This is a genomic window from Streptomyces achromogenes subsp. achromogenes (genome assembly GCF_000720835.1).
In the GTDB taxonomy this organism is placed as follows: domain Bacteria; phylum Actinomycetota; class Actinomycetes; order Streptomycetales; family Streptomycetaceae; genus Streptomyces; species Streptomyces achromogenes.
Map to the genome: position 1 here is coordinate 1 of NZ_JODT01000006.1, position 15,230 is coordinate 15,230.

Genomic DNA, 15,230 nt, shown 5'->3' on the forward strand with positions numbered 1-15,230 from the left:
GCCGACCCAGTCCCAGAACTCGAACATGTTGTCCGTGTCGATGCCGAAGTCGGCGACCTTCCCGGCGTTCGTCGACAGCGCCACGAAGTGCTTCGCCACCGCGGCGTCGTCGCCCAGCGCGGCCAGCAGCCACTGGCGCGCGGAGGTGGCGTTGGTGATGGTCTCGATGGTGGTGAAGGTCTTGGAGGCGATGATGAACAGCGTCTCCGCCGGGTCCAGGTCCCGGGTGGCCTCGTGCAGGTCGGCACCGTCCACATTGGAGACGAAGCGGACCGTGAGGTCGCGGTCGGTGAAGGTGCGCAGCACCTCGTAGGCCATCGCGGGGCCGAGGTCGGAGCCGCCGATGCCGACGTTGATCACATTGCGGATGCGCTTGCCGGTGTAGCCGGTCCACGCGCCGGAGCGGACCCGGTCGGCGAAGCCGGCCATCTTGTCCAGCACCGCGTGCACCTTGGGCACGACGTTCTCGCCGTCGACCTCGATCACGGCCGACCTTGAGCGTGTACCCGGTGCCGCGCCCGGGGTCGGATGCGAACAGTTCCCTCAGCCGGGTGTCCGCCAGCTCCTCCCGGTGCTTGGCGAGGGCGGTCCACTCGGGCGTCTGGTGGAGCCTGGTACGGCCGTCTGCGTTCATGTCCGTCTTCAGCCTTCTTTCCTGCAACCTGTCCGCTGCCGGCTCCAACCTAATTGATCAGCGCCCCGGGTGAGCGGTCGCGCCGCCGTTCTCCGGGGCGACGACGGATACGTCCGGCCCGCGGGCCGGTATCAGCGCGGCGACGGCCGACGCGAACAGGACGGCCGCGAGCAGGGCGGGTGCGTTGAGGCCGTAGAGCCCGGCCACGGCGCCGCCGAGGAACGCGCCGAGCGGGGCACCGGAGACGGAGGCGGTGCGGAAGGCGGCGGCGATGCGGCCCACCATCGACTCGGGGCCGCGTTGCTGCATCAGCGTGACCTGGTTGACGTTCCACACCATGGTCATCGCGCCGAGCAGGACCATCCCGGCGACCAGCGCGGCCACGTGCCGCACGGAGCCGATGAGCAGCAGCGAGCCCGTCTGGAGCACGCAGCCGTACAGCAGGGCCCGCACCCGCCCCGTCCGGCGGGCGATCCGCTGGGCGACGAATCCGCCGGCCAGGCTGCCGGCCGAGTACGCCGTCATGGCGGCGACATAGCCGGAGTCGCCCGCGTCCAGCCAGCGGGTGACGTGCAGCGCCAGCGTGGCGATCAGGGCGCCCATGCCGATGTTGCACAGCAGCGTCGCCAGGCACACCGCGCGCAGGACCCGGTCCCGGCCCAGGGCGCGCAGGCCCGCGCCGACCTCCGAGCGCAGGGTGGTGCCCGCCGCGCGCGGCTCCCGCTCCGGCGGGCGTATCCGCAGGGACGCCACGAGCGCGGCGGCCACCAGATAGGTGCCGGCGTCCGTCGCGAACGGCGTGAAGGCGCCGGCCGTCAGCAGCAGCGGCACGAACGGGGCCGCCAGCAGCCCGCCCGCGAGTTGCTGACCGGTCATCAGCCGGGCGTTGGCGCTGCCGAGCGCCCCGCGCTCCACCAGGGAGGGCAGCAGGGCCGTGGCGGCGTTGTCGAAGAGCGTCTGGAGCGCGGTGAGCGAGAAGGCGAGGGCGATCAGCAGCGGGACGGAGGCGTGCCCCAGACCCACGGCGAGGGCGAAACCGGCGACGAGCACGCCCCGTACGGTGTCCACGAGCCACATCGCCCGCCGCTGGTCGACCCGGTCCGCCAGGGCGCCGCCGAGCAGCCCGAACAGCAGCCAGGGCAGATAGCCGCAGGCGGTGACGGAGGCGACCACGAGGGGCTCGTCGGTGAGGCGCACGGCGAGCAACGGCAGCGCGGAGGTGCGCAGCGCGTCACCGAACCGGGACACCACGGCGGCCGTCCACAACCGCCCGAATCCCCCGCGCCAGGCGGGGGTGCCCCCGCTCTCCGTGCCGGCTCCGGCCACGCTCTCCCCCTCACGATGTGCGATGCGCACACCGTAGAGGGCACCACTGACAATCGGTCGGGGCCGAGGGGGCGTCAGACGGCTCCGGCCAGGCGCCCTCGGGCACCCGGCCGGTGTGAAGTCCTAGATCTCGCCCCGCAGTTTGGCGAGCGCCTCGGCGAGGATCGCCTCGCCGTCCGCGTCGCTGCGCCGCTCGCGGACGTACGCGAGATGCGTCTTGTAGGGCTCGGTGCGCGGCGGGGCCGGCGGGTTGTCCCGGTCCTGGCCGGCCGGAAAGCCGCAGCGGGGGCAGTCCCAGGTCTCGGGAACCTGCGCGTCGCTGGCGAAGCTGGGCTGCGTCTCGTGCCCGTTGGAGCACCAGAAGGAGATGCGCAGACGCGGTGCGGACTCGCCGCGCTCGGCCTCGCCCATCGGCCCCGCCCCGACCCGGCTTCCTCGGATCGCGTTGCCACTTGCCACGGTCGTAACTCCCTGCGTGATGGTGCCGCGAAGCGAGTCGGCGTTTCGCTTCGCCGCGAGCGCCTCAGTCTACGTAAGGCCCAACGCGCGTCCAGTGATTGGAGTTACCGGCCCCCACACCAAGACGCAAGCCCCATGATAGGCCGCGCTCACAGGCGCGTACCCAACATGGGGCTTTGCGGGGGAAATCCGCGGCGCGGTCCGGAAGTACGGCTGGTTCGCGCCGGTCGTGCGTCAGCTGTTCGACTTCATCACGAGGCCGAGGACGATGATGCACGCGAACCACAGCAGGGCGATCACGATGGTGATCCGGTCGAGGTTGCGCTCGGCGACCGAGGAACCGCCGACGGAGGACTGCATGCCGCCGCCGAACATGTCGGACAGGCCGCCGCCCTTCCCCTTGTGCATCAGCACCAGCAGCATCAGCAGCAGGCTGAAGACGATCAGGGCGATCGAGAACCCCAAAACCACGGCTGGACCAACTTCCTCGGATTCGGATGGACGACGGGGGCACAGCGCTCGGCTGTGCCCCCGCAAGAGTACGACGTATCGCCGCTACCGCCTACTCACGGTCGGGGCGTCACTGATCGCGGAAGCGCACGATCTTGACGAACTCGTCGGCGTCCAGCGAGGCGCCGCCGACCAGGGCGCCGTCGATGTCGGGCTGGGCCATGATCTCGGCGCAGTTGCCCGACTTCACGGAGCCGCCGTACTGGATGCGGACCTTGTCGGCCACGTCCTGGGAGTACAGCTCGGCGACCTTGGCGCGGATCGCGGCGCAGACCTCCTGGGCGTCCTCGGCGCCGCAGACCTTGCCGGTGCCGATGGCCCACACCGGCTCGTAGGCGATCACGATCGTCTCGGCCTGCTCGGCCGGGAGGTCCTTCAGACCGCCCTCGACCTGGGCGAGGGTGTGGGCGACGTGGTTGCCCGCCTCGCGGACGTCCAGCTCCTCGCCCACGCACAGGATCGGGGTGAGGCCGTGCTTGTAGGCGGCCTTGACCTTGGCGTTGACCAGCTCGTCGGTCTCGTTGTGGTACTGGCGGCGCTCGGAGTGGCCGATCACCACGTAGGTGCACTTCAGCTTGGCCAGCATCGGCCCGGAGATCTCGCCGGTGTAGGCGCCGGAGTCGTGCTGGGAGATGTCCTGGGCACCGTACTTGATCTTGAGCTTGTCGCCGTCGACCAGGGTCTGCACGGAGCGCAGGTCGGTGAAGGGCGGCAGGACGGCGACCTCCACGGCCTCGTAGTCCTTGTCGGCCAGGGCGAAGGCGAGCTTCTGGACGTGCGCGATGGCCTCGAGGTGGTTGAGGTTCATCTTCCAGTTGCCCGCCATCAGCGGCGTGCGCGTGCTCATCGAGGTCAGTCCTCCAGTGCGGCGAGGCCGGGGAGCGTCTTGCCCTCGAGGTATTCGAGGGAGGCGCCGCCACCGGTCGAGATGTGGCCGAATGCCTTCTCGTCGAAGCCGAGCGTACGCACGGCCGCGGCGGAGTCACCGCCGCCGACGACGGTGAAGCCGTCGGATGCGACGAGGGCCTGGGCGACCGCCTTGGTGCCCTCGGCGTAGTCGGGGTGCTCGAAGACGCCCATGGGACCGTTCCAGAAGACGGTCGCGGCGTCGGCGAGCTTCGAAGCGTACAGCTTGCGGGTCTCCGGGCCGATGTCCAGGCCCTCCTGGTCGGCCGGGATCGCGGTCGCGGCGACCGTGGTGGGGTTGGCCGGGGCCTTGGTCTTCAGGTCCGGGAAGTCGGGCGAGACGAGGACGTCGACGGGGAGGACGAACTCCACCCCGCGCTCCTCGGCGCGCTTCATGTACTCCTTGACCGCCGGGATCTGGTCCTCCTGGAGCAGGGAGATGCCGACCTCGTGGCCCTGGGCCTTGAGGAAGGTGTAGGCCATGCCGCCGCCGATGAGGATGCGGTCGGCCTTCTCCAGCAGGTGGTCGATGACGCCCAGCTTGTCGGACACCTTGGCGCCGCCGAGCACGACCGCGTACGGCCGCTTGACGTCATCGGTGAGCTTCTTCAGCACGCCGACCTCGGTGGCGATCAGGTAGCCGGCGTAGTGCGGCAGCCGGGCCGGGAGGTCGAAGACGGAGGCGTGCTTGCGGTGGACGGCGCCGAAGCCGTCGCCCACGTAGACGTCCGCGAGGGCGGCGAGCCGGTCGGCGAACTCCCCCCGCTCGGTGTCGTCCTTGGAGGTCTCGCCGGGGTTGAAGCGCAGGTTCTCGATGACCGCGACCTGGCCCGGCTGGAGGCCGTCGACGGCGTCGTGGGCGGCGGGGCCGACGGTGTCCTCGGCGAAGGCGACGGGGGCGCCGAGCAGTTCACCGAGGCGCTCGGCCGCGGGCAGCAGCGAGAAGGCGGGGTCCGGGGCACCCTTGGGGCGGCCCAGGTGCGAGGCGACGACCACCTTGGCGCCCGCCTCCGCGAGGGCCTTGACGGTGGGCAGGACGGCGCGGATGCGGCCGTCGTCGGTGATCGTGCCGTCGGCGAGCGGCACGTTGAGGTCGGCGCGGACGAAGACCCGCTTGCCGCTCACGCCGTCGGCGAGAAGTTCGTCGATCGTCTTCATGGGGTGGACTCCTGAGGAGGGCTCGTGTGCACCTGATCGTAAAAGGGCGTGGTCGCTACGTGGGACAGGGCCCGGTCAGCGCGACGGTGCGCTGCCCGAGCCCTGCTCTCACTTCGTGGTCCTGCTGTTTGCGATCAGAGCTGGTTGCCGACGAAGACCGTGAGATCCACGAGGCGGTTGGAGTAGCCCCACTCGTTGTCGTACCAACCGATGACCTTCACGTTCTTGCCCTCCTGGACCATGGTCAGGGAGGAGTCGAAGGTGCAGGACGCCGGGGCGTTGACGATGTCGGAGGAGACGATCTGGTCCTCGGTGTAGTCGAGGAGGCCCTTCAGCTCGCCCTCGGCGGCCTTCTGGAAGGCGGCGTTGACCTCTTCCTTGGTGACCTCGCGGCTCAGTTCCACGACCAGGTCGGTGACCGAACCGGTCGGGACCGGGACGCGCATGGCCATGCCGTCCAGCTTGCCCTTGAGGTGCGGCAGGACCAGGGCGGTGGCCTTGGCGGCGCCGGTGGTGGTCGGGATGATGTTCTCGGCGGCGGCACGGGCGCGGCGCAGGTCCTTGTGCGGGAAGTCCAGGATGCGCTGGTCGTTCGTGTACGCGTGCACCGTCGTCATCAGGCCCTTGACGATGCCGAAGTTCTCGTCGAGGACCTTGGCCATCGGCGCCACACAGTTGGTGGTGCAGGAGGCGTTGGAGATGACGTGGTGGTTCGCCGGGTCGTACTTGTCCTGGTTGACGCCCATGACGATGGTGATGTCCTCGTCCTTGGCCGGAGCCGAGATGAGGACCTTCTTGGCGCCGCCGGCGATGTGCTTCGCGGCGTCTTCCTTCTTGGTGAAGATGCCGGTGGACTCGATGACGATGTCGACACCCAGCTCGCCCCACGGGATGTCGGCCGGGTTGCGCTCGGAGAGCACCTTGATGGTGTGGCCGTCGACGGTGATCGTGTCGGCGGTGTGGGTGACCTCCTGCTTGAGGCGGCCCAGGATCGTGTCGTACTTGAGCAGGTGGGCGGTGGTCGCGGTGTCACCCAGGTCGTTGACAGCCACAACCTCGATGTCCGCCCCCTGCTCCAGCAGGGCGCGGAAGTAGTTACGACCGATGCGGCCGAAGCCGTTGATGCCTACGCGGATCGTCACGAACCGATCTCCTCGTTGGTACGCCGGCTATGCGGTGCCGGCGAGCTCTGTTTGGGATGTCCCCGACCACCCCCGACCCTACCTCTCCGAGGCCCCCTGGGTGACATCGAGACGACCCATACACGGGCAGGCGGTCCGTACCCGCCAGTAGAGGTACGGACCGCCCCGGATCGACAGTGGATTCACCCGTATTTGTTAGGGATTGCCGGGCACTCTCGACGCCATTTTCACTCGTTCGTGAGCGGGTCGGCTCACTTGATGAACCGCCCGTCCGCGCACCGTTGAGAGGGGTCTCCGCTCACCTGTCGAGCGCGGCGAACGCCTTCCTCAGCAGGGCCGTCCGGTCGGCCGCCGAGACCACCTGCTCCAGGCCGAATCCGAGCAGCACGGTGTCGTCCGTGGTGACCGCCGCGTAGGTCCGGAACAGGGCCCCGCCTCGGGCCCAGTCCTTCTGCACCGGGGCGCTGCCCGCGGGCGGTCCGGCCGCCCGCCAGGCGCCCAGGGACGCCTCGAAGCCCTCCGTCTCCCGCGCCGCGCCGCCGAGGACCAGCGAGGCCTCGTCGGCCAGGACGCCGTACCCGCCGGTGCCGGTGTCGGTGATGTAGCCGATCGAGACCTCGACGGACTTCCCGGCGTACGCGCTCAGGTCGAAGCTCACCTGCTGCCAGCCGTCGGAGGCGCCGTCGAGGCTGTTCCAGGAACCGGTGGTCCCGGTCGCGGTGCAGGTGGTGCCGGCCGGCGTCAGATAGTGCTTCAGCCACGGGTGCTCGCCGAGCAGGGAGCCGCACTCGTCCGGCACGGCCGTCCGCGTGGCCCCAGAGGTCTCCGGCAGCGTGGTCCAGTCGTCGGCGCCCACGGTGTGCGCCTCGACCACCGCGTGGTCGTAGCCGGGTTCGGTGTCCCACAGCAGCCGGGCGCCGAGGGCCGGCCGGTCGGCGGCGGTGACACCGGTGAGGTCGATGGTGCGGGTGAGCCGCTTGTAGGCGTTGTCGGTGTGCGCGGCGACGGCCATGAAGGCCCCCGCGTACGGCCCGTACGGGTTGACGGTCCCGCGGAACGCCCCCGCGGCCGCGCTCCTGAACTGCGGGAACTCGGCGACCGGCAGCTCCTCGGAGGTGACGCCGTAGGTACCCGCCGCGTCCAGCGGGTTGCCGGGCGCGTCACCGAGGGCGCCGGAGAAGCCGGCGAGCGCGCCGGAGCCGGTGAAGCCGGTGGCTCCCTTGGCCGGCATACGGCTGTAGGCGCCCAGGTAGTACTGGCTGAAGTCGTCCGACGGGGTGCCGTCGCCGAGGTCGACGCTGCCGCCGGCCCGCTCGCCGGCCTCGATCAGCCTGCCGCCCTCGTTGAGGTAGGCGCGCAGCCGCAGCTGGGTGGCGTTGCCGGGGCCGTTCGCGCCGGAGTAGTGCACGACCGTCCGGAAGTGCTTCAGCACGCCGAGCGCGTCCGGGGCGCCCTGGGTCGCCACGTCCCACACGAGGGCCCGGTGCCCGGCCGCGCGGAGCGCGTCCGCGTAGATCCGTGCCTGGGTGGCGGCGGTCGCCTCCTCGGCGACCACGAGGGTGTCGGCGGCCGGCCGCCGCGCGACGGTGTAGGTGAAGTGGGGACTGGAGACCTTCCTGCCGCTCCTGGTCTCGCCGGTGAACCACACCTCCACCCGGTCGCCCGGCTCGCCGTCCCGCACCTTGGCGCGGTACTCGTCGAAGTAGAGGTTGTCCTCGCCGCCGTAGGTCTCGCCGCCCTTCCAGGGCCTGAGCGCCTGGTCGAGCGTACGGCCGCCGTTGACGCGGTACTTGAGCTCCTTGTCCCGGACCGCCTTGCGGGCGACGACCGCGACCTCCTGGTCCGCGCCCCGGGAGTACGACGTGGTGAACGCGGCCGGGGTGAAGTCGGCTGCGTCCAGGCCGACGGCGGAGGCCGGCCGGTCGGGGTGCGCCGCGGTCTCGGCGACGGAGAGCGCGAACGGGATGTTCTTGGCGAACTCCCGCTGGATCAGCGTCTCGTCGTCCGGAAAGGTGAAGCCCGACCGGCAGTCCCGGCTGTTCCAGGCGTCGTCCGGGTCGCTGTCCGAGGCGGTCTTGCAGGTCGACATCTCCGGGGTGAACATGACCATCCCGTTGACGTTCGACGCGTGGCCGTCCGCCTCGCCGTTGGTGGTGTACAGCTCGGAGGAGAGCTGCGGGCGGTAGCCGGGGACGGCCGAGTTGTCCGGTGTGCCGGCCAGTGCCCGGTTCAGGACGTCGTCGGGGGTCGGCGTGGCCACCTGCCAGCCCACTCCGTAGAGCAGGAGTTCGGCCGCGGAGTGGTAGTTGATGCCGTAGCGGAAGCCGATCCGCTTCTCCAGGGCGTCCAGGGCCCTGGTCTCCGGCTCGGAGGCGGGGCTCGCGCCGCGGTAGGTCTGGCTGGTGGGGTTGGGGGACGAACCCTCGTTGTCGTAGCCCCACTTGTAGGGGAAGTTGCGGTTGAGGTCGACACCGTCACCGCTGCCGATGACTCCGTCGCCGTCGACGTCCCGCAGGTTCTTGCGCCACAGGCGGGTGTCGGGGCCCTTGAAGGTGTAGTCGTAGCCGTCCGGGTTGGCCGAGAGGACGAACCACAGCTCGGTGGAGTCGACGATCTTCTTGATCCGCCGGTCGGTCTTGTAGTGGTCCAGGTAGTAGTGCATCAGCCGGCGGGTCATCTCCGGCGTGATCCACTCGCGCGCGTGCTGGTTGGACATGTAGAGCACGGCCGGCTTGGAGCCGTCCTCGGACTTCCTGGCGTTCCCGGTCAGTTTGAGCGCGAGGATGTCCTGGCCCTTGATGGTCCTGCCGATGGACTCGACCTTGGTGAGGCCGGGGTGGGCCCCGGCGGTGCGGAGGATCTCCTCCTTCAGCCCGCCGCTTCCGCTGTACGGGCGGAAGACGCCCTGGGCCGCGTCCTCGATGCGGGCCTCGGCCTTGGCCGAGAGGGTGTGCTCGGTGAGGGCGACGCCCTGCTCGCGCAGTCGCGCGGCCTGTTTGCCGGTGAGGTAGACCTCGACCCGGGTCCTGCCTCCCCGGGCCGTGCGCTCACCGAGTTCGTGGCCGTCCTGACCGGCCTGGAGCAGCAGGGGTACCTGTTGCTCGGTGACCTCCGCGTGGAAGACCCTGACCTCTTCCGGCGCGGGTGACGGGTCTTCGCTCCGTGCCTGGGCTGTGGGTGCGAGGCTCGCTCCGCCGATCATCAGCGCGCCGACAGCGAGGATCGATCTCGCTCTGTGTCTCATGAACCCCCCTACAGGTGGTCCGCACCAGCGGCGAACAAGGCTGCCAGGCTCATGGCACTCGATGATCGAGTCAAGAGCGCCTCATGGACACGCGAACGCCGGTGCCGATCACCCGAAAGGGGGGTGACGGCACCGGCGAGTTGACGCTCCGTCCGGTGTCAGCCGGCCAGGTTCTCGGCCAGTTCCTCGGTGAGGTTGGCCTCCGTGCCGGGGATGCCCAGGTCGGCCGCCCGCTTGTCGGCCATCGCCAGCAGCCGGCGGATACGGCCCGCGACCGCGTCCTTGGTCAGCGGCGGGTCGGCGAGCGCGCCCAGCTCCTCCAGGGAGGCCTGCTTGTGCTCCATGCGCAGCCGCCCGGCGGCGGCGAGGTGCTCGGGAACCTCGTCGCCGAGGATCTCCAGGGCCCGCTGGACACGGGCGCCGGCGGCCACGGCGGCCCGGGCCGAGCGGCGCAGGTTGGCGTCGTCGAAGTTGGCGAGCCGGTTGGCCGTGGCCCGCACCTCGCGGCGCATCCGGCGCTCCTCCCAGGCCAGCACCGACTCGTGCGCGCCCAGCCGGGTGAGCAGGGCGCCGATCGCGTCGCCGTCGCGGACGACCACCCGGTCCACCCCGCGCACCTCGCGGGCCTTCGCGGCGATGGACAGTCTGCGGGCCGCGCCGACCAGGGCGAGCGCCGCCTCCGGGCCCGGGCAGGTCACCTCCAGAGAGGAGGAACGGCCGGGCTCGGTCAGCGAGCCGTGCGCCAGGAAGGCCCCGCGCCAGGCCGCCTCGGCGTCGCAGGTGGCACCGGAGACCACCTGCGGGGGCAGCCCGCGGATCGGCCGGCCCCGCCCGTCGACCAGGCCGGTCTGCCGGGCCAGCTGGTCACCGCCCGCGACGACCCGGACGACGTAGCGCGAGCCGCGGCGCAGCCCGCCGGGGGCCATCACGATCAGCTCGGAGCTGTGGCCGAAGATCTCCAGGATGTCCCGCTTGAGCCGGCGCGCCGCCATCGCGGTGTCCAGCTCGGCCTCGATCACGATGCGCCCGCTCACCAGGTGGAGGCCGCCGGCGAACCGCAGGATGGCGGAGACCTCCGCCTTCCTGCAGCAGGTCCGGGTGACGGGGAGCCGGGAGATCTCGTCCTTCACCGCTGCCGTCATCGCCATGGGCCGATCCTTCCATGCATCCGAAAAATACGGTCGTACGCGGCGGCCAACAGCTCCGGGTCGTGCCGGGGCGATCCGTCGGTCCGGGCCACCGGCGCCAGCTCGACCGCGGCTCCCAGCCGCTTGGCGGCCTCGGTGAGTGAATCGCGGTCGGGCACGGCGGCCTCGTCGGCCAGCACCACGTCCAGGGCGAGTTTAGGGGCGTGTCGCCCCAAAACCTCCAAATGACGCTGCGGGGAGAAGCCCTCTGTTTCTCCCGGCTGCGGCGCCAGGTTCAGGGAGAGCACACGGCGCGCCTTGGTCTCGGTGAGGGCGTCCAGCAACTCGGGCACCAGCAGATGCGGGATGACCGAGGAGAACCAGGAGCCGGGGCCGAGCACCACCCAGTCCGCGTCCAGGACCGCCGCCACGGCTTCGGGGACCGCGGGCGGGTCGTTGGGCACCAGGTGCACCGACTGCACCTCGCCGGGGGTCAGGGCGACCGTGGCCTGCCCGCGCACCGTGTCCACGTCGTCCGGGCGGTCCGGGTCGTGGCCCTTGACCAGGGCCTGCAACTCCAGCGGCACGGCGGACATGGGCAGCACCCGGCCGTGCGCGCCGAGCAGCTTGCCGACCAGGTCCAGGGCCTGCACATGGTCGCCGAGCTGCTCCCACAGGGCGACGATCAGCAGGTTGCCGACCGCGTGCTCGTGCAGATCGCCCTGGGACTGGAAGCGGTGCTGGATGACCCGGGCCCAGGTCTGGCCCCACTCGTCGTCGCCGCACAGCGCGGCCAGCGCCTTGCGCAGATCGCCGGGCGGCAGCACGCCCAGCTCGTCCCTGAGCCGGCCGCTGGAGCCGCCGTCGTCGGCCACGGTGACGACGGCGGTGAGATCGCCGGTGATCCGGCGCAGCGCGGCGAGCGACGCGGACAGGCCCATGCCGCCGCCGAGCGCGACCACTTTGGGCTGGGCCCCGCGCCGGCGGGGCCGGCCGCCGCGGGCCTCGGCCGGGCGGCCGGCGCGCGCCTCGGGCACCATCCGGCGCAACCTGCCCAGCCGCGGTGTACGTTGCGTCATTCCCGTCCCATGTCCCGGTGTACGACCACCGTCTCCACGCCCTCGGCCGCGAGACGCGCGGCGAGCTTCTCCGACATCGCGACCGAGCGGTGCTTGCCGCCGGTACAGCCGATGGCGATGGTCACATACCGCTTGCCCTCGCGCCGGTAGCCGGTGGCGATGAGCCGCAGGAGCTCGGCGTACCGGTCCAGGAACTCCTTCGCACCGGGCTGGTTGAAGACGTAGGCCGCGACCTCCTCGTTGAGGCCGGTGTAGGGGCGCAGCTCCGGGACCCAGTGCGGGTTGGGCAGGAAGCGCATGTCCGCGACCAGGTCGGCGTCGACCGGGAGGCCGTACTTGAAGCCGAAGGACATCACCGTGGCCCGCAGCTCGGGCTCTTCCTCGCCGGCGAACTGGGCGTCCATCTTGGCGCGCAGCTCGTGCACGTTGAGGCTGGAGGTGTCGATCACCAGGTCGGCGTCGCCGCGCAGCTCGCGCAGCAGCTCGCGCTCGGCGACGATGCCGTCCACGATGCGTCCGTCGCCCTGCAGCGGATGCGGCCGGCGCACCGATTCGAAGCGGCGGACCAGGGCCTCGTCGGAGGACTCCAGGAAGACGATCCGCCGGGTGACGCCCCGGGTGTCCAGGTCGGCGAGGGACTCGCGCAGGTTGTCGAAGAAGCGCCGGCCGCGCACGTCCACGACGACCGCGATCCGCGCCACGTTGCCCTGCGAGCGGGCGCCCAGCTCCACCATGGTGGGGATGAGGGCGGGCGGCAGGTTGTCCACGACGAACCAGCCGAGGTCCTCCAGACACTTGGCGGCCGTGGACCGGCCGGCTCCGGACATCCCGGAAATGATCACCAGCTCGGGGATGGCCGCCTCGGGGACCCCGGCTGTCTCGCTGCCCGTATTCACCTGTGCTCCGTTGTCCTGGCCCGTCTCCCGGCCGGCGTCGGGCCGGGCCGTGCCCTGGCCGGTGTCGTGCCGGACGGCCTCGCCGCCCGTGGCGCCGTGCGCCTGATCTCGCTGTGCCCTGGGCTGTGCGTCGTGCTCCGTCATGTCTCCTGCCCCCGTCGTTCGTCCGGGACGCCCGCGGTCACGGGCTCCCCTGAGGAATCCCCCGTCGTGTCGGGTTCCTCGTCCTCAATGATCTCTCCGGTCGCCGTGTTCACGGCGGGTGCGGCCGGGGCCGCCTGGGCGAGGGCCACGGCGATGGTCTCCGCCGTCTTCCGGCCTATCCCGGGAACTTCCTGGATCTGCTCGATGGTGGCGGACCGCAGCTTCTTCACCGAGCCGAAATGCTTGATGAGGACCTGTTTGCGGGTCTCCCCGAGGCCGGGGACGTCGTCCAGCGGACCGGCGCGGAAGCGCTTGGCGCGCTTGGTGCGCTGGTAGGTGATCGCGAAGCGGTGCGCCTCGTCACGCACCCGCTGGAGCAGGTAGAGCCCCTCGCTGGTGCGCGGCAGGACCACCGGGTCGTCCTCGCCGGGCACCCAGACCTCCTCCAGGCGCTTGGCGAGACCGCACACGGCGATGTCGTCGATGCCCAGTTCGTCCAGGGCGCGCTGGGCCGCGGCCACCTGCGGCTGACCGCCGTCGACGACCACCAGCTGGGGCGGGTAGGCGAACTTCCTGGGCCGGCCGTCGTCGTCCTTGAGGGAGTCCGTGATCACCTCCGGGCCGGCGAGCGTGCCGTCGGTGTCCGCGCCGTCCGCGCCGTCGGTGCCACCCGCGCCGTCGGTGCCGTCGGCCCACTCCCCCGTCCGCTCCTTCTCGGCGAGGTAACGCCTAAAGCGGCGGCTGATCACCTCGTGCATGGAGCGGACGTCGTCCTGACCGGCGAAGCCCTTGATCTGGAAGCGGCGGTACTCGCCCTTGCGCTGGAGCCCGTCCTCGAAGACGACCATGGAGGCCACCACGTCGTCGCCCTGGAGATGGGAGATGTCGTAGCACTCGATCCGCAGCGGGGCGCTGTCCAGGCCGAGGGCCTCGGCGATCTCCTCCAGCGCGCGCGAGCGGGTGGTCAGGTCGGAAGCGCGCCTGGTCTTGTGCAGCGCGAGGGACTGCTGGGCGTTGCGCTGCACGGTCTCCATGAGCGCCTTCTTGTCGCCGCGCTGCGGGATGCGCAGCGACACGTTCGCCCCGCGACGGCCGGTCAGCCACTCCTGGACCGGCTCGACCGGCTCGGGCAGGGCCGGGACCAGCACCTCCTTGGGAACGGCGTCCCCGCTCTCCTCGCCGTACAGCTGCTGGAGGGCGTGCTCGACCAGCGCGCCGGTGGTGACGTCCTCGACCTTGTCGGTGACCCAGCCGCGCTGACCGCGGACCCGGCCGCCGCGTACGTGGAAGATCTGCACCGCCGCCTCCAGCTCGTCCTCGGCGACGGCGATGAGGTCGGCGTCGGTCGCGTCGGCGAGAACGACCGCGTTCTTCTCCATGGCCTTCTTCAGCGCCCCGATGTCGTCGCGCAGGCGAGCCGCCCGCTCGTACTCCATCTCCTCGGCCGCCTCCATCATCTGCTTCTCCAGACGGCGGAGGTAGGTGCCGGTCCGGCCGGCCATGAAGTCGCAGAATTCCTCGGCCAGCTCCCGGTGGTCCTCGGGGGTGATCCGGCCGACGCAGGGCGCGGAGCACTTGTCGATGTAGCCGAGCAGACAGGGGCGGCCGGTGCGGGCGGCGTTCTTGAAGACGCCGGCCGAGCAGGTGCGCACCGGGAACACCCGCAGCAGCAGGTCGACGGTGTCCCGGATGGCCCAGGCGTGCGCGTACGGCCCGAAATACCGCACGCCCTTCTTCTTGTGACCGCGCATCACCTGGACGCGGGGGAACTGCTCGTTCAGCGTCACCGCGAGGTACGGGTAGCTCTTGTCGTCGCGGTACTTGACGTTGAACCGGGGGTCGTACTCCTTGATCCAGGAGTACTCCAGCTGGAGCGCCTCGACCTCCGTGGACACCACGGTCCACTCCACGGACGCGGCGGTGGTCACCATCGTCCGGGTGCGCGGGTGCAGGTTCGCCAGGTCCTGGAAGTAGTTCGCCAGGCGCTGGCGCAGGCTCTTCGCCTTTCCGACGTAGATCACCCGGCGGTGCTCGTCGCGGAACCTGTACACCCCCGGGGAGTCCGGGATGTCACCCGGCCTGGGGCGGTAGCTGGAGGGGTCGGCCATGTCTCACACCCTACTGGCGAGCACCGACACCGCGTCGGGCCTGTGCCGGGCCTGTGGATAACCTCCGCGCCCGCATGCCGGCACACCCGGGACCGGCGGTGCGCCGTGGGCGGCCGAGGGGTGCGCCGTGGGGGGCCGAGGTGGTGCGCCGTGGGCCGGGGGAGCCACCGCCGGGCGCTGGACCAGTGGTGTCCGGTTGCCGCCTGACTGGACCAGCGCTGTCCGGTGGCCGCCTGAGTCGACGGCCAGGATCCGGCCATGCCGGGTGCCGGGGACGCGCCGCCCGCTGCCCGCCCGCCGCTCTCCGGCGGGGCCCGGGAAGAGGGCCGCACCACGCCACGCCCCGGCCCGCTCCGCCGTCCGCGCTACGGCGAGGTCCGGCCAGTCGTCCGGAACGGCCGGGCCAAGGTGTTGTCGGGTCCTGGTCAACACGCTTCAATGCGGGGGAATCGGGGCCGCGCACCGGGCGGTGCGGGCGTGGCCCGCCCGGCCACGGG

The 15,230-nt window shown here is 71.2% G+C and carries 11 protein-coding genes and 1 pseudogene; all 12 read right to left on the reverse strand.

The window, feature by feature from the left end:
* Positions 1 to 634: pseudogene (locus tag IH25_RS37415) on the reverse strand (glucose-6-phosphate isomerase); the annotation flags it as partial.
* A gap of 57 nt (positions 635 to 691) precedes the next feature.
* Positions 692 to 1,885: an MFS transporter gene (locus IH25_RS0107595; protein ID WP_030605093.1), complete on the reverse strand. Its 1,194-nt coding sequence runs from the start codon at positions 1,883 to 1,885 to the stop codon at positions 692 to 694.
* 198 nt (positions 1,886 to 2,083) lie between these two features.
* Entirely contained in the window at positions 2,084 to 2,419 is a 336-nt protein-coding gene (locus tag IH25_RS0107600) for an RNA polymerase-binding protein RbpA (protein WP_078637775.1), read from the reverse strand.
* A 234-nt stretch (positions 2,420 to 2,653) separates the two neighbouring features.
* Positions 2,654 to 2,890, reverse strand: a complete 237-nt coding sequence (gene secG, locus IH25_RS0107605) for a preprotein translocase subunit SecG (RefSeq protein WP_078844172.1) — start codon at positions 2,888 to 2,890, stop codon at positions 2,654 to 2,656.
* 109 nt (positions 2,891 to 2,999) lie between these two features.
* On the reverse strand, positions 3,000 to 3,776 hold the full coding sequence (gene tpiA / locus IH25_RS0107610; protein ID WP_030605101.1) for a triose-phosphate isomerase: 777 nt from the start codon (positions 3,774 to 3,776) through the stop codon (positions 3,000 to 3,002).
* A 5-nt stretch (positions 3,777 to 3,781) separates the two neighbouring features.
* Entirely contained in the window at positions 3,782 to 4,993 is a 1,212-nt protein-coding gene (locus IH25_RS0107615; RefSeq protein WP_030605105.1) for a phosphoglycerate kinase, read from the reverse strand.
* A 134-nt stretch (positions 4,994 to 5,127) separates the two neighbouring features.
* Positions 5,128 to 6,135 (reverse strand): type I glyceraldehyde-3-phosphate dehydrogenase, encoded by a 1,008-nt coding sequence (gene gap / locus IH25_RS0107620; RefSeq protein WP_030605107.1) that lies wholly within the window; start codon positions 6,133 to 6,135, stop codon positions 5,128 to 5,130.
* 298 nt (positions 6,136 to 6,433) lie between these two features.
* A complete protein-coding gene (locus IH25_RS0107625; protein WP_030605110.1) occupies positions 6,434 to 9,379 on the reverse strand; it encodes a M14 family metallopeptidase in 2,946 nt (981 codons plus the stop codon).
* A 158-nt stretch (positions 9,380 to 9,537) separates the two neighbouring features.
* The gene (whiA, locus tag IH25_RS0107630; RefSeq protein ID WP_030605113.1) at positions 9,538 to 10,527 is read right to left on the reverse strand and encodes a DNA-binding protein WhiA; all 990 of its coding nucleotides are present in this window, start codon (positions 10,525 to 10,527) and stop codon (positions 9,538 to 9,540) included.
* Entirely contained in the window at positions 10,518 to 11,585 is a 1,068-nt protein-coding gene (locus IH25_RS0107635; RefSeq protein WP_030605116.1) for a gluconeogenesis factor YvcK family protein, read from the reverse strand. Before IH25_RS0107635 ends, whiA begins: the two co-directional genes overlap by 10 nt.
* Positions 11,582 to 12,625 (reverse strand): RNase adapter RapZ, encoded by a 1,044-nt coding sequence (gene rapZ, locus IH25_RS0107640; protein WP_030605119.1) that lies wholly within the window; start codon positions 12,623 to 12,625, stop codon positions 11,582 to 11,584. Before rapZ ends, IH25_RS0107635 begins: the two co-directional genes overlap by 4 nt.
* Positions 12,622 to 14,733, reverse strand: a complete 2,112-nt coding sequence (gene uvrC / locus IH25_RS0107645; protein ID WP_030605122.1) for an excinuclease ABC subunit UvrC — start codon at positions 14,731 to 14,733, stop codon at positions 12,622 to 12,624. The genes rapZ and uvrC overlap by 4 nt, the downstream gene beginning before the upstream one ends.
* Between the last annotated feature and the right edge of the window lie 497 nt (positions 14,734 to 15,230).

Excerpts from the sequence above, each read along its gene's own strand:
- whiA (WP_030605113.1), bottom strand. The coding sequence starts at position 10,527 with ATGGCGATGACGGCAGCGGTGAAGGACGAGATCTCCCGGCTCCCCGTC.
- rapZ (WP_030605119.1), bottom strand. The coding sequence starts at position 12,625 with ATGACGGAGCACGACGCACAGCCCAGGGCACAGCGAGATCAGGCGCAC.
- uvrC (WP_030605122.1), bottom strand. The coding sequence starts at position 14,733 with ATGGCCGACCCCTCCAGCTACCGCCCCAGGCCGGGTGACATCCCGGAC.
- IH25_RS0107635 (WP_030605116.1), bottom strand. The coding sequence starts at position 11,585 with ATGACGCAACGTACACCGCGGCTGGGCAGGTTGCGCCGGATGGTGCCC.
- IH25_RS0107615 (WP_030605105.1), bottom strand. The coding sequence starts at position 4,993 with ATGAAGACGATCGACGAACTTCTCGCCGACGGCGTGAGCGGCAAGCGG.
- tpiA (WP_030605101.1), bottom strand. The coding sequence starts at position 3,776 with ATGAGCACGCGCACGCCGCTGATGGCGGGCAACTGGAAGATGAACCTC.
- IH25_RS0107625 (WP_030605110.1), bottom strand. The coding sequence starts at position 9,379 with ATGAGACACAGAGCGAGATCGATCCTCGCTGTCGGCGCGCTGATGATC.